Origin of the sequence: Bradyrhizobium oropedii (genome assembly GCF_020889685.1) — a bacterium.
GTDB lineage: Bacteria > Pseudomonadota > Alphaproteobacteria > Rhizobiales > Xanthobacteraceae > Bradyrhizobium > Bradyrhizobium oropedii.
In genome coordinates this window covers 1-19,394 of record NZ_JACMYO010000167.1, presented here as the reverse complement: position 1 = coordinate 19,394, position 19,394 = coordinate 1, and the positions used below count along the sequence as shown (strand labels likewise).

Annotated in this window: 20 protein-coding genes and 1 pseudogene; 2 read left to right on the top strand and 19 right to left on the bottom strand. The window is 65.9% G+C overall.

Annotation, left to right across the window (positions count from 1 at the left end):
• The 14 genes from H8A95_RS33280 to H8A95_RS33215 form a co-directional block, all read right to left on the bottom strand.
• A partial coding sequence (locus tag H8A95_RS33280) for an ATP-binding cassette domain-containing protein (protein ID WP_229187029.1) occupies positions 1–820 on the bottom strand: 820 nt, incomplete at its 3' end.
• A 23-nt stretch (positions 821–843) separates the two neighbouring features.
• On the bottom strand, positions 844–1,842 hold the full coding sequence (locus H8A95_RS33275; RefSeq protein WP_229187028.1) for an ABC transporter ATP-binding protein: 999 nt from the start codon (positions 1,840–1,842) through the stop codon (positions 844–846).
• A gap of 2 nt (positions 1,843–1,844) precedes the next feature.
• A complete protein-coding gene (locus H8A95_RS33270; protein WP_420839490.1) occupies positions 1,845–2,741 on the bottom strand; it encodes an ABC transporter permease in 897 nt (298 codons plus the stop codon).
• Complete coding sequence (locus tag H8A95_RS33265; RefSeq protein WP_229187026.1) at positions 2,738–3,688, bottom strand: ABC transporter permease; 951 nt, start codon at positions 3,686–3,688, stop codon at positions 2,738–2,740. Before H8A95_RS33265 ends, H8A95_RS33270 begins: the two co-directional genes overlap by 4 nt.
• Before the next feature lie 91 nt (positions 3,689–3,779).
• A complete protein-coding gene (locus H8A95_RS33260; protein ID WP_229187025.1) occupies positions 3,780–5,222 on the bottom strand; it encodes an amidase in 1,443 nt (480 codons plus the stop codon).
• Between the two features lie 82 nt (positions 5,223–5,304).
• Positions 5,305–6,243: a carbohydrate kinase family protein gene (locus H8A95_RS33255; RefSeq protein WP_229187024.1), complete on the bottom strand. Its 939-nt coding sequence runs from the start codon at positions 6,241–6,243 to the stop codon at positions 5,305–5,307.
• Positions 6,244–6,252: 9 nt separating this feature from the next.
• Entirely contained in the window at positions 6,253–7,905 is a 1,653-nt protein-coding gene (locus tag H8A95_RS33250) for an FGGY-family carbohydrate kinase (protein ID WP_229187023.1), read from the bottom strand.
• Positions 7,906–8,022: 117 nt separating this feature from the next.
• Positions 8,023–8,796, bottom strand: coding sequence for an SDR family NAD(P)-dependent oxidoreductase (locus tag H8A95_RS33245; protein WP_229187022.1), 774 nt, complete (start codon positions 8,794–8,796; stop codon positions 8,023–8,025).
• Positions 8,797–8,881: 85 nt separating this feature from the next.
• The gene (locus H8A95_RS33240; protein ID WP_229187021.1) at positions 8,882–9,889 is read right to left on the bottom strand and encodes an ABC transporter ATP-binding protein; all 1,008 of its coding nucleotides are present in this window, start codon (positions 9,887–9,889) and stop codon (positions 8,882–8,884) included.
• 15 nt (positions 9,890–9,904) lie between these two features.
• Positions 9,905–10,735: a carbohydrate ABC transporter permease gene (locus H8A95_RS33235; RefSeq protein WP_229187020.1), complete on the bottom strand. Its 831-nt coding sequence runs from the start codon at positions 10,733–10,735 to the stop codon at positions 9,905–9,907.
• 4 nt (positions 10,736–10,739) lie between these two features.
• Positions 10,740–11,612 (bottom strand): carbohydrate ABC transporter permease, encoded by an 873-nt coding sequence (locus H8A95_RS33230; RefSeq protein WP_024583852.1) that lies wholly within the window; start codon positions 11,610–11,612, stop codon positions 10,740–10,742.
• A 135-nt stretch (positions 11,613–11,747) separates the two neighbouring features.
• Entirely contained in the window at positions 11,748–13,061 is a 1,314-nt protein-coding gene (locus H8A95_RS33225; protein WP_229187019.1) for an ABC transporter substrate-binding protein, read from the bottom strand.
• 156 nt (positions 13,062–13,217) lie between these two features.
• Positions 13,218–14,171 (bottom strand): sugar-binding transcriptional regulator, encoded by a 954-nt coding sequence (locus H8A95_RS33220; protein WP_229187018.1) that lies wholly within the window; start codon positions 14,169–14,171, stop codon positions 13,218–13,220.
• Between the two features lie 9 nt (positions 14,172–14,180).
• On the bottom strand, positions 14,181–14,846 hold the full coding sequence (locus H8A95_RS33215) for an HAD family hydrolase (RefSeq protein WP_229187017.1): 666 nt from the start codon (positions 14,844–14,846) through the stop codon (positions 14,181–14,183).
• Between the two features lie 113 nt (positions 14,847–14,959).
• Here H8A95_RS33215 and ybaL point away from each other — a divergent pair, with 113 nt between their 5' ends.
• Together ybaL and H8A95_RS33205 are read left to right on the top strand one after the other, a co-directional pair.
• Positions 14,960–16,693 (top strand): YbaL family putative K(+) efflux transporter, encoded by a 1,734-nt coding sequence (ybaL, locus tag H8A95_RS33210; protein WP_229187016.1) that lies wholly within the window; start codon positions 14,960–14,962, stop codon positions 16,691–16,693.
• Positions 16,694–16,753: 60 nt separating this feature from the next.
• The gene (locus H8A95_RS33205) at positions 16,754–16,987 is read left to right on the top strand and encodes a hypothetical protein (protein WP_229187015.1); all 234 of its coding nucleotides are present in this window, start codon (positions 16,754–16,756) and stop codon (positions 16,985–16,987) included.
• Between the two features lie 2 nt (positions 16,988–16,989).
• On the opposite strand, the gene H8A95_RS33200 is transcribed toward H8A95_RS33205, so the two are convergent.
• The 5 genes and pseudogenes from H8A95_RS33200 to H8A95_RS33180 form a co-directional block, all read right to left on the bottom strand.
• On the bottom strand, positions 16,990–17,214 hold the full coding sequence (locus H8A95_RS33200; RefSeq protein WP_016843345.1) for a hypothetical protein: 225 nt from the start codon (positions 17,212–17,214) through the stop codon (positions 16,990–16,992).
• A gap of 27 nt (positions 17,215–17,241) precedes the next feature.
• Positions 17,242–17,517, bottom strand: a complete 276-nt coding sequence (locus H8A95_RS33195; protein ID WP_229187014.1) for a chaperone modulator CbpM — start codon at positions 17,515–17,517, stop codon at positions 17,242–17,244.
• A complete protein-coding gene (locus H8A95_RS33190; protein ID WP_229187013.1) occupies positions 17,514–18,416 on the bottom strand; it encodes a DnaJ C-terminal domain-containing protein in 903 nt (300 codons plus the stop codon). Before H8A95_RS33190 ends, H8A95_RS33195 begins: the two co-directional genes overlap by 4 nt.
• 123 nt (positions 18,417–18,539) lie before the next feature.
• Positions 18,540–18,722 (bottom strand): hypothetical protein, encoded by a 183-nt coding sequence (locus H8A95_RS33185; protein WP_163149556.1) that lies wholly within the window; start codon positions 18,720–18,722, stop codon positions 18,540–18,542.
• A gap of 88 nt (positions 18,723–18,810) precedes the next feature.
• A pseudogene (locus H8A95_RS33180) lies at positions 18,811–19,394 on the bottom strand (hypothetical protein); the annotation flags it as partial.

The following is a 19,394-nucleotide window of genomic DNA, read 5'->3' as shown; positions in this document are numbered from 1 at the left end:
CGCCGCGGCGGCGCCGGACACCGCCGGCGCGTGCCCGTGGTACCGCATCCAGCAGCGCGCGCGTGTAGGGATGGGCAGAGTGCGCGAACAAATCGTCCGGCCGCCCCTGCTCGACGATCCGCCCCAGATACATCACCGCGATCTCGTCGCAGAGCAGATCGACCACCGCGAGGTCGTGACTGATCAGGATGTAGCTCAGGCCGAATTCGTCCTGCAGGTCCTGCATCAGGTTGAGCACCTGTGCCTGCACCGACACGTCGAGCGCGGAGACCGGCTCGTCGGCGACGATCAGCTTCGGCTGGGTGATCAGCGCGCGGGCAATCGCAATGCGCTGGCGCTGGCCGCCGGAGAATTCGTGCGGGAACTTGTCCATGTCGGCATCGCGCAGCCCGACCTGCCGCAGCACGACGGCAACGCGCTCGCGCAGGCTGCCGCGATCGATGCGCCCGAGCGCCGTCAGCGGCTCGGCAACGATGCGCACGATGGTCTGCCGCGGATCGAGCGAACCATAGGGATCCTGGAACACCATCTGGAAATCGCGGCGGGCACGACGTAGCTCGTCGGGCGGCATCCGGTTGAGGTCGCGGCCCAGCAACGACACCGTGCCCGAGGTCGGCCGCTCCAGCGCCATCACCAGCCGCGCGAAGGTCGATTTGCCCGAACCGGACTCGCCGACGACGCCGAGGCTCTTGCCCGGCATCACCCGTGCCGTGACGCCGTTGAGCGCGTGCACCTGCGCCGCCGGCTTGAACAGGCTTTCGCGCGGCAACGTGTAACGTTGCGCGAGATCCGTCACCTCCAGCAGCGGCGTTGCGGGCACAGGCGATGCATGGTCCGGCGCCGTCATGCGATGCTACCCCCGGCGGCCATCGAAACGTCGGTCCTGATACAACGCACGCCATGCGCTGCGCCGACATCGACCACGGCCGGCAGCGCCGCGCGGCAGCGCGCTTCGACAATCGCGCAGCGGTCGGCGAAGGTGCAACCCGCGGGCAGGTCGGCCAGCTCCGGCACGGTGCCGGCGATGGTCTTGAGCCGCGTCCCCTTGCGGGCGCCGAGCCGCGGCCGGGCGCGGAACAGGCCCTGCGTATAGGGGTGGCCCATCCGCGTGAACACGGCATCGGTAGCACCGCTTTCGACGACGGTGCCGCCATACATCACCATCATGCGATTGACGTTCTCGGCGATCACGCCGAGATCGTGCGAGATCAGGATCATCGACATGCCGCGTTCCTCGACCAGGCCTGCGATCAGATCGAGGATCTGGCCCTGGATCGTGACGTCGAGCGCGGTGGTCGGCTCGTCGGCGATCAGGACGTCGGGCTGGCAGGCCAGCGCCATCGCGATCGTGATGCGCTGGCGCTGGCCGCCGGAAAACTGATGCGGATAGGCATCAACGCGCTTCGCAGCATCGGGCAGGCCGACGCGGTCGAGCAAGGCGATCGCCTCCTGCCGCGCCTCGGCCGCCGAGATTCCGGCATGGCGCAGCAAGGGCTCGGCGACCTGATGCCCGATCGTGTGCATCGGATTGAGCGCGGTCATCGGCTCCTGGAAGATCATGCTGATGCGGTTGCCGCGCAGCTTGCAGTAGGCCGCGTCCGGCAGGCCGACGAGCTCCGCGCCATCGAACCGGATGCTGCCGCTGATCACGGCGCTCTCTGGCAACAGCCCCATCAAGGCTAGCGCCGTGACCGACTTGCCACAACCGGATTCGCCGACCAGCCCGAGCGTCTCGCCGCGGCGAAGCGCAAAATTAACACCACGCACGGCCTGCGCCGGGCCGCGGCTGGTGTTGAGCCGGACGCCCAGGTCCTTCACCTCGATCAGCGGCGCGCCACTCATGCTCAACGCTCCCGCGCCAAACGGGGATCGAGCAGATCGCGCAAGCCGTCGCCGAGCAAATTGAGCCCGAGCACCGCGATCGCAATCGCAGCACCGGGATAGACGGCGAGCATCGGCGACTGGAACAGCAGGGTTTGCGCGTCGTTGAGCATGCGGCCCCAGGACGGTTGCGGCGGCTGGGTGCCGAGGCCGAGATAGGACAACGCGGCCTCGGCGAGGATCGCGAGCGCGAACTGGATCGTCGCCTGCACGATCAGGATCGACAGGATGTTCGGCAGCACATGCTCGATGGTGATGCGGAATGAGCCCTTGCCTGCCGCGCGCGCGGCGAGCACGAATTCGCGAGCCCAGATTGCATTGGCCGAGCCGCGGGTGACGCGGACGAAGGTCGGGATTTGGAAGATCCCGATCGCGGTGATCGACGTCACCATGCCGGGGCCGGCAACCGCGGCCAGCATGATGGCTGACAGCACCGCAGGGAACGCGAAGGTGAAGTCGCTCATCCGCATGATGAGCTCCTCGGTCCAGCCCTTGCGGGCCGCTGCGACAAGGCCGAGGCAGACGCCGAAGCTCAGGCCGATGCCGACGGCGATGACGCCGACCAGGATGGTGGAGCGCGCACCGACCAGCAGCAGCGAGACGATGTCGCGGCCGAGCACGTCGGTGCCGAGCCAGTGCGCCGCCGACGGCGGACGTAGTTTTGACGCGATGTCGATGTCGGTGGCCGACCACGGCGTCCAGACCAGCGACAGCAGTGCTGCGCCGAGTACGATCAGGCTCAGCACGGCGCCCAGCACAAAACTGCGATGACGCAGCGCGCGGCGCCAGAATCCGGTCACCGGCCTCGCGCCCGGTGCTATGGCCGACGTGGCGGCGGATGCGGTCAGCGGCGCGCTCACAGGTTGGAAACCTTGATGCGCGGGTCGATGAAGGCATAGAGAATATCGACCACGAAATTGACTGTCACGACCATCGCCGCCAGTAGCATCACGCAGTTGCGCACCACGATCAGGTCGCGGTTGGCGATCGACTGGAAGATCAGCCGGCCGAGGCCCGGCAGATAGAACACATTCTCGATCACGATGGTGCCGGCCAGCAGATTGGCGAATTGCAGGCCCATGACCGTCATGACCGGGATCATGGCGTTGCGCAGCACGTGGCGCCACAGCACCTCGCGCTTGCCGAGCCCCTTGGCGCGGGCAGTGCGGACGAAATCCTCGCGCAGCACCTCCAGCACGGCGGAGCGCGTGACGCGGGCGAGGATCGCGGCCTGCACCACGGCGAGCGAAATCGACGGCAGCAGCAGCGAGCGGATTCCCGGCCAGATGCCGTCATCCCAGCCCGCGAAGCCGCCGGCCGACAACAATTGCAGCTTCACCGAAAACAGCAGGATCAACAGGATCGCGAACCAGAAGTTCGGCAACGCGATGCCAACTTGAGTCAGCGACATCACGCCGACATCGCCAAGTTTGTTGTGATTGGCCGCGGTGTAGATCCCGGCAGCGAGCGCCAGTACCACCGTGATTAGCATCGACATGATCGCGAGCGGGATCGTCAGCACCAGCCGCTCGGCGATCAGGCCGGCCACCGGCGTGCCATAGACATAGCTGTTGCCGAGATCACCGACCGCCATGCCCTTGATCCAGAGCAAATAGCGAACCGTGAGCGGCTGATCGAGCCCGAGCTTGACGGTGAGCGCGCGCACCGCATCGGGCGAGGCGTCGGCGCCCATCAGCATCTGGGCGGCATTGCCGGGCAGCGCGTCGAGCACCAGGAAAATGATCAGCGAGGCCGCGAACAGCGTCGCCACCAGGGTCAGTATCCGCCGCAGGAAGAATACGCTCATGCCCGTTCGACGCGTGAGGAACAGGCTGCAGGTTTCAACATGTTCGCGAGCGAATGCAAGACTTTCGAATGCAAGCCCTGCGCCGCACCATTCATGATTTCAGTGCCGGCCAACGATCGAGCAGATTGCTCGCCTCTTCGAACAGCGCTGCGACGCGCAGGAGTTCCCCATCGGCCCGGAAGCGGCCGACCAGATGCAGGCCGATCGGCAGACCATCACCGCCGAAGCCCGCGGGGATGCTGACCGCGGGGTGCCCGGTCATGTTGAACAGCATGGTCCAGGGAAACCAGTGCGGCCGCACGCTGTCAAAGCTCTGGCCGTCGATGTCGATGGTGCCGAACAGATCCTGATCGATCGGCAGCGCCGTGCGGGTCAGGGTCGGCATCGCCAACAGGTCGCCGCGCGCGAGCAGCGACTGCACGCGGCGGAACAGCGCGGTTCGGTCGAACATCGCCTGCTGGTACTCCACGCCGCTGACCTGAGCGGCAAGCGCGAGCTGTTTCAGGAATGTCGGGCTGAGATCGTCGGGATGGTCGGCCGCGAGCTTCTCGAAGCGGGTGCGCCAGACCGTGTGGTTGATGGCGCGCCAGATCGGCTCGATGTCAAAGCCGTCGCCGGAGAATTCTTCCAGTTCCGCGCCGAGACTGGTCAGCCGGTCGAGGCTCGCCTTGAACGCAGCGGCAACATCGGACGTGACCGGACGTCCCGGCGGCGACAGGCAGAACAGCACCCGCCGGCCCCTGAGGTCGCTGCGCGGCGCGGCAAGGTCGAGATAGTCAGGTACCGGCACACCGATCGACCAGGGATCGGACGGGTCTTCGCCGGCCATCGCCTGCATCATCAGCGCGGTGTCGGCGACGTTGCGCGTGGTCGGCGTGACATAGGTCTGGTTGCCGAAGGCGTCCTGGACCTGGCTATGCGGGATCACGCCGTTGCTCTGCTTGATCCCGACCACGCCGTTGCAGGCGGCGGGAATCCGGGTCGAGCCGCCGCCATCGGTCGCAACCGCCAGCGGCGCGATGCCGCTCGCGACCGCCACCGCCGCGCCGCCGCTCGAGCCGCCGCTCGAGCCGCCGCTGGAACGCTCGGCACTCCACGCATTGCGGGTGCGGCCGAACAACGGCGAGTCGGTCAGGCACTTGCTGCCGAACTCCGGCGTCGTGGTCTTGCCGATCAATATTCCGCCCTGCGCACGAAGCCGGGCCACCGCCACGGCATCCTGATCGGGCACGTTGTCCTTGTAGGGCACCGCGCCGAAGCTCGTGCGCACGCCTTTGGTGCTGACGATATCCTTCACGCTGAACGGAATGCCGTGCAGCAAGCCGAGCGGTTCGCCGGCCATGAGCCGGCGCTCCGCGAGCTTCGCTTGGGCCACCGCTTCGTCGCCACATAGCGTGATGAAGCAATTCAATTCGGGCTGCAGCCGCTCGGCACGGGCCAGCACCGCCTGAGTGATCTCGACCGGAGACACGTCTTTGCGGGTGATCCGGGCGCGAAGGTCAACGGCAGATAGCAGGCACAGATCGTCGCTCATTCGGGCACGCGCTCGCGTCAGTCTTCGATGACGGCATCGTGCCGCGCCCCGGCCGGCAAGTCCATCGCCTCAGGCGCATGGCTTACCAGGTGTCGGCGGGCAACTCCCGGCTGCGCGGCGGATCGGCGCCCGGGCGCGTGCAGGTGAAGGCGGCGCATTTGCAGGCAAAGGTCAGCGCACGGGTGAGCTCGGCCGCGGAGATGTCGGCGAGCCGCGGCCGCGCGATCCGGTCCAGCCGATGCAACGCAGCGAGCAGCGCGGCCTGAAAACTGTCGCCGGCGCCGATCGTGTCCACCACCTTGACCGCCGGCGACTTGACCTCGATCGCGCCGGCCTGGCGATGCCAGGCAGAGGCACCTTCGTTGCCGCGGGTGATGACGACGAGCGACGCGCCGCCCGCCAGCAGCGCTTCGGCCCTCGCGGCGTAGGCCTCGTCACCGAAGAGATAGGCGAAGTCGATGTCGGACATTTTCACGATGTCGGCCTTGCCGCAGAACGCCAGCATGCGTGTGCGATAGGCACCCTTGTCCTTCACCAGATTCGGCCGGCAATTCGGGTCGAGCGCGATCGTCACGTTCGGCCGCGCATCTTCGATGAAGGCCAGCGTCTCGGCGGCGCCCTTGTCGTGGACCAGCGTGGTCGAGCCGGTATGAACGCAGGTGACGCCGTCGAGCGCGATCGCCTCGCGCCGGTAGGTCCAGTTCCGCGATGCGGTGTCGGCATCGTAGAAAGCGTATTGCGTCTCGGTGCCGGTCACGCGCGCAAAGGCCAGCGTGGCCTGGTGGTCGCTGCGTGTGGCACGGCTGAGGTCGACGGCTGACGCTGCGGCATGATCGGCGATCATCTTGCCGAACGTATCGGTGGAAATGCCGCCGACAAAGCCGGTGGGAACATCGAGCCGGGCGCTGCCGATCGCGATGTTGAGGCAGGAGCCGCCGACCGCGGGTGTCAGGGCTTCGCGTCCATCCGCCGTCCGCGACGGCAGGAAATCGATCAGCGCATCTCCGCAACTCAGCAGCATGCAAACACCTTAACCCAGCGCCTCGCCGGGCGCCTGCTTCATCGCTTCGCGGCCGGCGCGATCAAGCTGCCGCAGCATCTTGTGCACGCCGCGCTTCCGGCGGTGGAAATCGGCAAGCTCGGGCCTGGTCGGTTCGCTCAGCCGCCCGAGCGCCGACATGCCGGCCATCGCGGCATTGATCGAGTTGTGCGCGCCGCTGGCGACAGCACCGAGCATCGCGGCGCCCAGCAATACGGGTTCTTGCGTCTGCGGCAACGCCACCGTGTAGCCTGTGGTGTCAGCCATGATCTGGCGCACCAAGGGGCTGCGGCTCGCGCCGCCGCCGATCACAATGGTCTTGCCGTCGACACCATGGGCCTGCAGCGCTTCGATGACGTCGGCGAGGCCATAGGCCAGCCCACACAGGCCTGCGATGAACAGCCGCTCCAGCGCCGACACGTCGGTGTCGAGATCGAGCCCGGCGATCACGGCGCGCGAGCCGGGATCGGCGTAAGGCGAGCGGTTGCCTAGGAATTCCGGCAGGACGTGAACATTGCGCGCGAGCAGCGCCGCCGCACCGGCGTTGCCGCTGCGCGCCAGGATGCGTTTCTCGAGGTATTCGATGACATCGACGCCATCGTTCTTCGCCGCGAGCGAAACCTCGGCATGCGCCGGGTGCGACTTGAGCAGATGATCGATCGCGGCCCCTGCCGCCGATTGCCCGCCCTCGTTCAGCCAGAAGCCCGGCACCATGCCCGAGAAGTACGGGCCCCAGACGCCGGGCACAAAGCATGGATCGACCGTCGTCGCCATGATGCAGGCCGACGTTCCCATGATGTAGGCGAGCCGCTTGCAGACATCGACGTCGGCGCCGGAGCCATCACGCCCGCCGATCGCGCCGACGCCGCCGGCATGGGCATCGATCAGGGAGGCGCCGACCGCGGTTCCCGGCAGCAGGCCGAGATCACGCGCGGCATCCTCCGACAGCCCGCGGCCGAGCGGCGAGCCGGGCGGCACGATCTCGGTACCGATCCGGGCAAAGCGATCGGCCGCGAGTGCCTCCAGTCCGACGCGCTTGAGGAAGGATTCACTCCAGCCGCCTTCGCCTGCGACATAGGTCCATTTGCAGGTGACCGTGCAGGTCGAGCGCGCCAGCGAGCCCGAGGCGCGGAACGAAAGATAATCGGCGAGATCGAAGAAGTGCCCGGCGGCTTCGAAGGTCGCGGGCAGATGTCGCTTCAGCCAGAGAATTTTCGGGATCTCCATCTCCGGCGAGATGGCGCCGCCGACATAGCGCAGCACCCGGTCGCCGGTTGCATTGACGAACTCGGTTTCGTCCATCGCGCGGTGATCCATCCAGACCACGACGTTGCGCGCGGGATCGCCGGACGGGCTGACGGTGAGCGGCCGGCCCGCTTTGTCGAGCACGACCAGCGAGCAGGTCGCGTCAAAGCCGATGCCCTTGACGTGCTCGGGTGCGACGGCGGCCTCCCGCATCGCATTGCGGACGGAGGCTGTGCAGGCCGCCCAGATGTCATCGGAGGATTGCTCGACGATATCGCCGGGCTCATGCCAGACCCGGATCGGATGCCGGGCCGATCCCAATAGCGCCCCGGCCTCGTCGAAGACGCCGGCGCGGGCGCTGGTGCTTCCGACGTCCACCCCGATATAGGCTTGCCGCATGTTCGCTCCGTCGGAGCATGACGACGTGTCTTCGAAACGTCGTCGTGCCCTTACTTCTGTGTCAGCATCGTCCGGAAAACCGGTCCCTACTTTTCCAGATCATGCTTCCACGCGAGCCTACCAGCAAGTGTAACCGCCATCGACCAGAACGATGCTTCCAGTCATCAGGCTCGCCGCCTCGGAGGCAAGGAACAAGACGACGGACGCGATCTCGTCGACCTGCCCCATCCTGGCCATCGGAGTTCCGCCGATCCAGGCGTCGTACATCCGGGGACTGTTCTTCACGAAGGCGTTCAGCGGCGTCTCGATATAGGTCGGCGCCACCGCGTTGACGCGGACCCCGCGCGCGCCCCATTCGGCCGCGAGCGATTTGGTGAGATGATGCACCGCGGCCTTGGAGGCGTTGTAGAAGCACTGTTCCTGCGGCTTGTTGACGATGAAGCCGGACATCGAGCCGACATTGACGATGGTGCCGGATTTGGCTTTCAGCATGTGATTGCCGAAGGCGCGGCAGCACCAGAAGGTGCCGTTCAGATTGACGTCGATGACGTTGAGCCAGTGCTCGTCGGTCACCGTTTCGGCCGGTGTCTCGCTACGCGCGATGCCGGCATTGTTGACGAGGATGTCGACCTTGCCGTATCTGCGCACCAGCTCGTCGGCGACCGCGGAGACGCGGCCGGAATCGGTCACGTCCATCAGCGCGATGTCGGTGTCGAAGCCCTTGGCCTTCAGCACCGCCTGCGCGTCTTGAGCCGCCTTGGCATCGCGATCGCCGATGATGACCTTGGCGCCGGCTTCCGCCAGCGCCTCGGCGCAGGCAAGCCCGATGCCCTGACCGGCGCCGGTGATGATGGCGGTCTTGCCGCCGAGCTTGAATTTCTCGAGATACATTTTCTTCTTCCTTTGCCTAGAGCCCGCGTTTCGCAGGCGTGCCGCCCCGGCCAGAGCGAGATCGACGGCGGAGGCCCCCCACGCCCTATGCGCGGATCGACTTTCCGCTGTCGTCGAAACGGTGGATGCGCGCCGGATCCGGGATCAGCGACACCTGGTCGCCCGGATGCAGGTCGAGCTCGCCGATATAGCGCGCGGTCAGCATTCCCTGCGGTCCGGCATCGACATAGAGGAAGGTGTCGCTGCCGAGATGCTCGGCGACCGAGACCGTGCCGCGCCAGCCGCCCTGCCCGTCGCGCTCGACCTTCAAATGCTCGGGCCGCACGCCGATGGTGGTGGCGCCCTGCTGCTTGGCGAGTTCGCCGGTGACGAAGTTCATTTTCGGCGAGCCGATGAAACCGGCGACGAACAGATTCGCCGGTTTCTCATAGAGCTCGAGCGGCGAGCCATATTGCTCAATCTTGCCGCCGTTCAGCACCACGATCTTGTCGGCCATGGTCATGGCCTCGACCTGGTCGTGGGTGACGTAGATCGCCGTGGTGCCGAGCTGCTTCTGCAGTCGCGTCACCTCGAGCCGCATCTGCACCCGCAACGCGGCGTCGAGATTCGACAGCGGCTCGTCGAACAGGAAGGCCTTCGGCTCGCGTACGATGGCGCGCCCGATCGCGACGCGCTGGCGCTGGCCGCCGGAGAGTTCGCGCGGCTTGCGCTCGAGATAGGGTGTGAGGTTGAGCGTGGCCGCGGCGGCCTCGACCTTGCGGTTGATCTCGTCCCTGGCGATCCCCGCCATCTTCAGACCGAAGGCGATGTTGCCGCGCACGCTCATATGCGGATAGAGCGCGTAGGACTGGAACACCATCGACAGCCCGCGCTTGGCCGGCGGCACGTCGACCACGTTGCGTCCGTCGATCAGGATGGCGCCGCCGGTGACATCCTCGAGCCCGGCGATCAGCCGCAGCAGCGTAGTCTTGCCGCAGCCTGAGGGACCGACGAAGACGACGAAGGAGCCATCGGCGATCTCGAGGTCGGCGCCCTTGATGATGTGGACCGGCCCGAACGATTTTTGCACACCCTGCAGCGTAATCTGACCCATGGAAAAGCCTTTCTGCTACTTGACCGCGCCGAAGGTCAGGCCGCGGACGAGCTGCCGCTGACTGAACCAGCCGAGCACGAGAATGGGCGCGATCGCGAGCGTCGACGCCGCCGACAATTTCGCCCAGAACAATCCTTCCGGGCTGGAGTAGGATGCGATGAACACGGTGAGCGGCGCCGCCTCGAGCGTCGACAGATTGAGGGTCCAGAACGCCTCGTTCCACGCCAGGATCAGATTGAGCAGCAGGGTCGAGGCCAAGCCCGGCACCGCCATCGGCGTCAGCACATAGATCAGCTCGCGCCCGATCGTGGCGCCGTCCATCCGGGCCGCCTCGAGAATGTCCTTCGGGATCTCCTTGAAATAGGTGAACAGCATCCAGATCACGATCGGCAGATTGCCGAGGCACAGGATGAAGATCAGCCCGGCGCGGGTGTCGAGCAGGCCGACAGAGCGGAATATCAGGTAGATCGGCACCAGCACGCCGACCGGCGGCATCATCTTGGTGGAGAGCATCCAGAGCAGCACGTCCTTGGTGCGCTTGGTCGGCGAGAACGCCATCGACCACGCCGCCGGGATCGCGATCAGCATCGCGATCAAGGTCGAGCCGCCGGCGATGACGATCGAGTTGAGCGCGTGATGGAAATAGTCGCTGCGCTCCTGCACCGTGACATAGTTCTCCGTGGTCCAGTGGAAGAACAGGAACGACGGCGGGATCGCGAAAGCCTCAAGCTCGGTCTTGAAGCTCGCCAGCACCATCCAGAGGATCGGGAAGAAGATCAGGAAGCCGACCAGCCAGGCCGCCGCCGTCGAGATCACCTTGTTCCGTGTCGTGACCATCCGCGCCATGACGTTACGCCTCCAGATTCCGGCCGACGATACGAACGAGGAAGAAGGCGACGATGTTGGCGAGCACCACCGCAACCAGGCCGCCCGCCGAGGCACTGCCGACGTCGTACTGGATCAGCGCCTGCGAATAGATCAGGAAGGCGATGTTGGTGGTCTGCAGGCCGGGGCCGCCGCCGGTGGTGACGAAGATCTCCGCGAATACCGTGAGCAGGAAGATGGTCTCGATCAGGATCACCACCGTGATCGGGCGCGCCAGATGCGGCAGCGTGATGTAGATGAAGGTCGAGATCGCGCTCGCGCCGTCCATCTCGGCCGCCTCCTTCTGCTCCTCGTCGAGCGATTGCAGCGCGGTCAACAGGATCAGGGTCGCGAACGGCAGCCACTGCCAGGAGATGATCAGGATCACCGAAAACAGCGGCGCGTCGTTGAACCAGTCGATTGCCGGCAGCCCGAACAGATGGGCGATCCAGGCAAACAGGCCCGACACCGGATGCATCAACAGGTTCTTCCAGACCAGCGCGCTGACCGTCGGCATCACGAAGAACGGCGCGATCACCATCAGACGGACGATCGAGAGCCCGACCACCTGCTGGTCGAGCAGCAGCGCCAGCGGCACGCCGAGGATGATCGTGATCGCGAGCACCGAGCCGACCAGCACCAGCGTGTTCTGCAACGAGGCGAGGAAGGCCGGGTCAGTGAGGAAGTACCGGAAATTCTCCAAGCCAACGAAGGATTCGGAGCCGGGATCGAGCAGATTGTAATGCAGTGTCGCGAAGTAGATCGTGAGCGCCAGCGGCACGATCATCCAGATGAACAGCAGCGCCACGGCAGGCGTGAGCAATGTGCGTGCAAGCAGCTGGGTCTGCTGGGTCGCCATCCCCGCCTCCTTCTCTCGGAAAGGAGCGACCATCCCGCTGCGGGACAGGATGGTCGCGAGTGACCCAGCTCGGGAGGTCTAAGCTGGCCGGGCGGCCAAGGCGCGCGCTGCGCCCTGGCTTTGTCTGGGCGTGGCTTATTTGATGTAGCCCGCGCGCTTCATCTCGCGCTCGGTCACGGACTGCGCAGCGGTGAGTGCCGCATCGACGGTGGTCGAACCCGAGAGCGCCGCCGAAAATTGCTGCCCCACCTGGGTGCCGATGCCCTGGAATTCAGGGATCGCGGCATACTGCACGCCCACGTAAGGCACCGGCTTCACCGTCGGCTTGTTCGGATCGGCGGCATCGATCGAGGCCAGCGTCAGCTTGGCGAAGGGAGCAACCTTCAGGTAGTCGGGGTTCTTGTACAGCGAGGAGCGCGTACCCGGAGGCACGTTGGCCCAGCCTTCCTTCGACGCGACGAGCTTGGTGTAGTCCTTGCTGGTCGCCCAGGCGATGAACTTCTCGGCCGCCTCGACCTTCTTCGAGCCTGCGGGGACCGCGAGACTCCATGCCCACAGCCAGTTGGCGTTCTTGCCGAGCCCGGTGTTCGGCGCCAGCGCAAAGCCGACCTTGTCGGCAACCTTGGAATCCTTCGGATTGCTCACCATGGACGCCGCCACCGTAGCATCGATCCACATCGCGCATTTGCCGGCGCTGAACAGCGCGAGGTTCTCGTTGAAGCCGTTCGAGCTGGCGCCGGGAGGGCCGGCCTGCTTCATCAGGTCGACATAGGTCGTCAACGTCTTCTTCCATTCCGGCGAATTGAACTGCGGTTCCCACTTCTCGTCGAACCAGCGCGCGCCGAACGAATTGGACATCGCGGTCAGGAACGCCATGTTCTCGCCCCAGCCGGCCTTGCCACGCAGGCAGATGCCGTAGACGCCAGCCGACTTGTCGGTCAGCTTCTTGGCGGCATCGACCACGAAATCCCAGGTCGGGCTCTCCGGCATCTTCAAACCGGCCTTGTCGAACAGGTCGGTGCGGTACATCACCATCGAGCTCTCGCCATAGAACGGCGCGGCGTAGAGCTTGCCGTCGACCGAGACCGCATCCTTGATCTTCGGCAGCAGGTCGCCGACGTCGTAGTCAGCGCCGAGCTTGTCGAGCGGCACCAGCCAGTTCTTCTTGGCCCAGATCGGCACCTCATAGGTGCCGATGGTAAGCACGTCGAACTGACCGCCCTTGGTGGCGATGTCGGTCGTCACGCGCTGGCGCAGCACGTTCTCCTCGAGCGTCACCCATTTGACGGTGATGTCGGGATTCTTGGCGGTGAATTCGCTGGTGAGCCCCTGCATGCGGATCATGTCGCTGTTGTTGACGGTCGCCACCGTCAGCGTGGTCTGGGCGATCGAGGGGGCAGAGATCAAAAGAGCAGCCGCGCCCGCAACGGCGCAAAGGACGTTTTTCAAGGTGACCTCCCTTATGTCACGTTGAGCATATGCCCACGTGTTGAGCGTATGTTCATCCTGTCGTTGAAATTTGTCAAGCGCGCGGGTGCGCCGTCCCGCGCGATTGCGGGTTCCACCACAGCCTGGAATGGAGTTTTGCGGGAGCGAAGGAAGCGTCTAGCGATCCAGCACGGCGCGCGCGGTGGCCTCATCGGTGATGAGGCCGTTGATCACCCGGCCCGCCAACGCGGCCTTGATCGACGGTACCTTGGCGACGCCGACGGCGGCCGCGATCGTGGTCGAGACCGCGGGGATCTGTGGCGGAATGCTGGTCAGGCGCTTGTTGGTGCCGCCCTTGATCAGGCGGCCCTTGGCGTCATAGGCCCAGCCCGTCACCTCGCCGACCGCGCCGAGCCGCATCATCTCCAGCAGTTCTTCACGGGTGACGAAGCCGTCGACATGGACCTGGGCCTTCTGGTCCATCTGGCCGATGCCGATCAACCGCAGATCGGCCTTAGCGGCGACCGCCCTCACCCGCGCGATCGGATCAATACGGACCATGCGGTTGCGCTCGTCCTCGCTCGACATCAGGAACGGCAGCGGCATCGGGTAATGCCGCGCACCGGTGCGATCGGCCAGCCGCCCCACCGTGTCGTAGAAGCTCGCCGAGCCGTCGGCGGAGATGTTGCCGACCAGCGAGACGATCTGGTGATCCGGCCGCTCGATCGGCGAGACCCGCTCGACCGCGGCACGCACGGCGCGGCCGGTACCCAGCGCCACGATCACAGGCGTCTCCGAGCGCAACGTCGTCTCCAGCAGATTGGCGCTGCGTTCGGCGATCCCCGCATTCGACAGCGGTGCCGACGGATCTGACGGCACGACGTCGCAATGCACCAGATCGAACCGCGCCTTCAGCCGTGAGGCCAGCTCCATGCAGGCTGCAATGGGATGCTCGAGACGAAACGTGATCAGCCGCTCCGCCAGGCACAGCGACACCAGGCGCTGCGCCGAGGCCCGCGACACCTGCAGCATCTTTGCGATCTCGTCCTGGGTGTGGCCGGCGATGAAATAGAGCCAGCCGGCGCGCGCCGCATCGTCCAAGCGAGACTTTTCGTTGTCGGGCGCAGCCATCGTCTTGCGTCAGCCTTCCTTCCAGAAATCCGTCATCGCGGCGAAGATTCGATCCGCCCCGGCCTGCCGCAGCAGAGCATTGCCGTCCGCCAACCGATAGTGGGTGCCGCCGACAAATCCCCACACTTTCATCCCCGCCGCCTTCGCGGCCACCACGCCGCTGACGCTGTCCTCGATCACAAGCGTCCGGCGCGGCTCGGCTCCCATCGCGGCAGCCGCATACAAGAACAGATCCGGCGCAGGCTTGCCGTGCTTGACCATCTGCGAGGTATAGAGCCGCGGCCCGAAGCCCGTCGCGAGGCCGGTCAGGTCCAGCGAGAACTTCACGCGCTCGAGGTCGCTCGACGAGGCGACGCAATACGGCAACTGCAATTCTCCAAGCACCGCCGCGATGCCGGCAATCGGTTTGAGTTGAGATCGGAATGTCTCGCGGACCTGCACCGCAAGATCGGGCAGGAAATTCGCGGGCAATGACTTTCCAACGGCGCGGCAATAGTCGAGCAAGGCCGCGGTGCTGCGGCCGAGAAAGAGTTCGAGCGCCCGTTCGGTGCTCATGTCGATGCCGGCCCCGACCATCGCCTCGGCAAGACAGCGGCAGCTCAATTCCTCGCTGTCGACGAGCACGCCGTCGCAGTCGAAGATGACCAGATCGGTCTCGGGAAGCCGCGGATCCATCCCGGCATGAGATCATATGCTCACGTCATGAGCAATAGATCACAGTTTCGCGCGGAATGCCGCGCCTCAAATGGTCGCGGTGCACCGTCAGGGATGCTGTGCGACAAGGCGAAATGCCGCATGACACACCCCTGATCGCGACCGTCGTCGCGGGCCTCGGATTAGCTTTCGTCTTCGGAACCATCGCCCAGCGCTTTCGGGTTCCGCCACTGGTCGGCTATCTGCTCGCAGGAGTCGCCGTCGGTCCCTTCACGCCCGGCTTCGTCGCCGATCAGGCGCTGGCGACCGAGCTCGCGGAGCTCGGTATTATCCTGCTGATGTTCGGCGTCGGCCTGCATTTCTCGCTGAACGATCTGTTGTCGGTGCGCAAGATCGCGGTGCCCGGCGCGGTCGCACAGATCGCGGTCGCGACGCTGATGGGTCTCGCCCTTGCATTGCTGATGGGCTGGACCGTGGGCGCCGGCCTGGTGTTCGGCTTGGCGCTGTCGGTCGCAAGTACCGTCGTGCTGTTGCGCGCATTGCAGGAGCGGCGGCTGATGGACACCGAGCGCGGCAAGATCGCGGTCGGCTGGCTGATCGTCGAAGACCTCGCGATGGTGCTGGCGCTGGTGCTATTCCCCGCGGTGGCGAGCTTCCAGGGCGGCGACGGCGCGGCGCTCGTCTCCGATCCGCTCGCCACCCGCTTCGGCCTCGGGCTGACCGGCGTGTTGGTGCTGACGCTGATCAAGATCGCGTTATTCATCGCGCTGATGCTGGTGGTCGGACGCCGGCTGATCCCATGGGTGCTACACTACATCGCGCACACCGGCTCGCGCGAGCTGTTCCGGCTGACCGTGCTTGCGATCGCGCTCTGCATCGCGTTCGGCGCGACCAAGCTGTTCGGGGTTTCGCTGGCGCTCGGCGCCTTCTTCGCCGGCATGATGCTGCGGGAATCGCCGCTCAGCCAGCGCGCCGCCCAGGAGACCCTGCCGCTGCGCGATGCGTTCGCGGTGCTGTTCTTCGTCTCGGTCGGCATGCTGTTCGATCCGCTCAGCGTGGTGCGCGAGCCCTGGCCGTTTGTGGCGACGCTGTTCGTCATCGTGGTCGGCAAGTCGCTTGCCGCCCTTTTGATCGTCGTGCTGTTCCGTCACCCGATGGCGACCGCCCTGATGATCTCGGCGAGCCTCGCCCAGATCGGTGAATTCTCCTTCATCCTGGCGGAGCTCGGCGTTGCGCTCAATCTGCTGCCGAAGGCCGGCCGCGACCTGATCCTGGCCGGCGCGATCTTCTCGATCATGCTCAACCCGCTGGTGTTCGCGGTTGTCGACTGGCTGACGTCGCGGCTCGAGAAGCCGGAGACCGCCTCGCCGACGGCCGCGACGTCCGAGGCGATCCCTGTCACCGAATTGCAGGATCACACCATCCTGGTCGGCTACGGCCGGGTCGGCAGCATCGTCGGTGACGCCCTCCATCGGCGCAACGCGCCGTTCCTCGCGGTCGAGGCATCCGACGACATGGTCGCAAAGCTCAAGCAACGCGGCATCGAAGCCCTGATGGGCAACGCCGTGCGCGCCAGCGTGCTGCGCGCGACCAATCCGGCGGGCGCACGATCGCTCGTCATCGCCATTCCCGAAGCGTTCGAGGCCGGACAGATCGTCGAGCAGGTGCGCGCCGCAAATCCCGCGATCCAGATCATCGCGCGGGCGCATTCCGACGCCGAGGTCGATCATCTGAAGGGGCTCGGGGCCGACATCGTGATCATGGGCGAGCGCGAGATCGCCCGAGGGATGATCGAGGAGCTCGACCGGGCACAGCCGGCATCCGCCATGCAACACACAGCGGCGGCCAGGGAAGACTCAGCGGCCTAGGTAACGGCCCCAACGGCGAAGGGAGCCCGCGCCGCGCGTGGGATCAATGGAGATCAGGGTATGGCATTCAAGAGCCCGCACGTTTCGCTGGTGTCGTTCTCGATCGAGATCGGCAAGGACGGCACGAGTAATGTGATGCAGATCGAGACCGACTTGCATCTGAACACCCGCCATCCGAGCTATGACGCCGCCGCTGTCGAGCGGCTGGTGTGCGACGCGCAGGCCTATCTCGCCGGCAATGCCGACCAGATCACGCAAATCCGGCTGGTCTCCAACCGCGGCGGCCAGACCTGAGGTCAGCCACCGAGGAACGCCGGCGCCAGATCTTCCTGCACGATGATGTTGGCGGCTTCCGTCGTCAGCTCACTGCCGACCAGATCAAGATTCTTCGCAGCCTCGAACAGCATCGAGCGGACGTCATCCGGCGTCAGCACGCCCTTCGCGATCAGCTTGCGTACCAGCGCCTGCAGGATGAGAACGTCGATCTCGCCATGGGCCAGCGGCGTCGGCTTGTCCGTCATGATCATCTCCGAGGCTGAGGTTCGTCGTTAGCGCGGCGGTGACGCGATATCCTTGTGCAATCGCTCGAACGCGCGGCGCAGGCCATGCAGCTGGTCGACCAGATGCAGGATGACGTCGATCCCCTCATCGTTGACGCCGAAGTCACCCTTCAGGTCCCGGATCAGATGCGCGCGCGCCACGTCGGTGTCGGAGAAACTGATCTCGTGTGCGGTCTCGCCCGGAATGAGCCATTGCTGCTCGATCCAGAACTCCAGGGTCTGCACCTCCAGACCGGCATCGATGAGGAACTGCTGCTTGTTCATGATGCACCATCATCACGTGGATTGAATCCCTTGCGATCCCAGTTCGACACGAACGCCTCGAGCGCGGGATCGGGTCCCTTGGGCAGGACCACCTTGAGCTTGACGAACTCATCGCCATGACCGCCGCCGACCTTGGGCGCGCCCTTGCCGCGCAGCCGCAGCGTCGTGCCGGTGTTCGAGCCCTTCGGCACCGTCATGGTGACCGCGCCGGTCGGCGTGGGAACATTGACCTTGCCGCCGAGCACCGCCTCGAACAGCGAGATCGGCAATTCCAGCGAGATGTCGTCGCCCTCGCGGGTGAAGCGCGGATCGGGGCGAACCTCGACCTCGATCAGCGCATCGCCGGGACCGCCCTTGCCGCTACCGGGCATGCCCTTGCCGCGCAGGCGGATGACCTGACCGTCGACGAGGCCCGGCGGGATCGTGACGTCGAGCGTGCCGCCGTCGGGAAGCGTCAGGCGCTTGCTCGCACCGGTGATCGATTCCGAGAAGTCGATCGCAAGGCTGTAGTGCAGGTCGCGGCCGCGCCGGTTCGCGCGCGCCTGCTCGCTGCGCCGGAGCAGCTCGGCGAACGCGTCGTCCTGGTCCATATAGTCGGCATAGCCGGAACTGTCGGCGTAAGGATGGCCCTCACCTGCGGTGGCGAAATCCCGGTAGTAGCGATGCTGCGGCCGCTCGGCGCCGCTCTCGTCGATCTCGCCGGCGTCGAAGCGCTTGCGCTTGTCGGCATCCGAGAGCAGATCGTTCGCAGCGGCGACTTCCTTGAATTTTTCCTCGGCGGCCTTGTCACCCGGATTGAGATCCGGGTGCAGCTTCTTCGCCAGCTTGCGATAGGCCTTCTGGATATCGGCCGCAGACGCCGTCGGGGCAACGCCAAGAACCTCGTACGGACTTCTCACAACCTGCTCCGCAACACCATGAGTGCACCTGCAATCATGAGGGCGCAAAAGCAGGCGATTTGCAAGTGTGCTCGCGCCGCCCGGCAATGGGCGACGCAACATCCGTTCATGTCACAGGACGCTTTATGACGTATGTCCGGGGTCCAGATAGTTCGGCATGTTCTTTTGCTGCTGCGGCGTCATCTTGGCGGGATCCGGTTTGCCCGGCACGCCCCTTGGACCGAGCAGGGCTCGCTGCATGTCGTCCTCGCTCAAGCGAGGCTTGCCGTCGTCAAGCTGTCCGCTGCCGCCGTGACTCTGTGCCATGACCGACCTCCACTGATGATCGCTTGCGCACGGGCAGAAGAGAGTGCGCGCTCCGCCGGAACGAGCCGGCGGAGCGCGAGATCATACCCTAATGTTGCTCCTGCCGCTTCTCCTCTGCGGGATGACCGGCAGGCGCACCGTGCGGCGGTGCCTGAACATGCGGGGCGGCTTGCACATGCGGTGCCGCCGGCTGCGGATGCGCCTCAGGGCGTGCCATCGTCTCCGGCCTTGCAGCAGGCTCCGGGCGAGGCTCGGGTCTTGCTGCCTGCTCCGGCCGCGCGACGGGCTTCGCGGCAGGCTCGGGCCGCGGCTCTTCCCTGCGCACCTCCGGTGCGGCAGGGCGCGCCGCTTCCGTTGCAGGCCGTGGTTCGACCTTGGGCGCGGCGACAGGTGCCGCGCGTTTCTCTTCGACCGCGGGCTTGTTCACCTCGGCGGGCGGATGCGCAGCAACGCCCTTCTCCGGGACCGGAAGCGCATGAGATCCGGCAGGCGCCGGAGCAGCAGGATGCGGCTCGACCTTCGTCTCGGGCGCCGGAGCCGCGTGCTTCTCCTCGACCGCAGGCTTGTTCTCCTGAGCGGTTGGATGCGCCGCAGGAACCTCCTTGCCCGGGACCGGGAGCGCGTGGGAGGTCGCAGGTGCAGCCGCAGTCGCGGGTGCAGCTGGGGACCCCG

What these genes read in the sequence shown, in the direction of transcription:
- H8A95_RS33245 (WP_229187022.1), bottom strand. Translation starts at nt 8,796, where the DNA reads ATGTATCTCGAGAAATTCAAGCTCGGCGGCAAGACCGCCATCATCACC.
- H8A95_RS33240 (WP_229187021.1), bottom strand. Translation starts at nt 9,889, where the DNA reads ATGGGTCAGATTACGCTGCAGGGTGTGCAAAAATCGTTCGGGCCGGTC.
- H8A95_RS33275 (WP_229187028.1), bottom strand. Translation starts at nt 1,842, where the DNA reads ATGAGTGGCGCGCCGCTGATCGAGGTGAAGGACCTGGGCGTCCGGCTC.
- H8A95_RS33215 (WP_229187017.1), bottom strand. Translation starts at nt 14,846, where the DNA reads ATGGATCCGCGGCTTCCCGAGACCGATCTGGTCATCTTCGACTGCGAC.
- H8A95_RS33200 (WP_016843345.1), bottom strand. Translation starts at nt 17,214, where the DNA reads ATGACGGACAAGCCGACGCCGCTGGCCCATGGCGAGATCGACGTTCTC.
- ybaL (WP_229187016.1), top strand. Translation starts at nt 14,960, where the DNA reads ATGCCGCATGACACACCCCTGATCGCGACCGTCGTCGCGGGCCTCGGA.
- H8A95_RS33260 (WP_229187025.1), bottom strand. Translation starts at nt 5,222, where the DNA reads ATGAGCGACGATCTGTGCCTGCTATCTGCCGTTGACCTTCGCGCCCGG.
- H8A95_RS33205 (WP_229187015.1), top strand. Translation starts at nt 16,754, where the DNA reads ATGGCATTCAAGAGCCCGCACGTTTCGCTGGTGTCGTTCTCGATCGAG.
- H8A95_RS33195 (WP_229187014.1), bottom strand. Translation starts at nt 17,517, where the DNA reads ATGAACAAGCAGCAGTTCCTCATCGATGCCGGTCTGGAGGTGCAGACC.
- H8A95_RS33185 (WP_163149556.1), bottom strand. Translation starts at nt 18,722, where the DNA reads ATGGCACAGAGTCACGGCGGCAGCGGACAGCTTGACGACGGCAAGCCT.
- H8A95_RS33220 (WP_229187018.1), bottom strand. Translation starts at nt 14,171, where the DNA reads ATGGCTGCGCCCGACAACGAAAAGTCTCGCTTGGACGATGCGGCGCGC.
- H8A95_RS33235 (WP_229187020.1), bottom strand. Translation starts at nt 10,735, where the DNA reads ATGGCGCGGATGGTCACGACACGGAACAAGGTGATCTCGACGGCGGCG.
- H8A95_RS33255 (WP_229187024.1), bottom strand. Translation starts at nt 6,243, where the DNA reads ATGCTGCTGAGTTGCGGAGATGCGCTGATCGATTTCCTGCCGTCGCGG.
- H8A95_RS33250 (WP_229187023.1), bottom strand. Translation starts at nt 7,905, where the DNA reads ATGCGGCAAGCCTATATCGGGGTGGACGTCGGAAGCACCAGCGCCCGC.
- H8A95_RS33230 (WP_024583852.1), bottom strand. Translation starts at nt 11,612, where the DNA reads ATGGCGACCCAGCAGACCCAGCTGCTTGCACGCACATTGCTCACGCCT.
- H8A95_RS33265 (WP_229187026.1), bottom strand. Translation starts at nt 3,688, where the DNA reads ATGAGCGTATTCTTCCTGCGGCGGATACTGACCCTGGTGGCGACGCTG.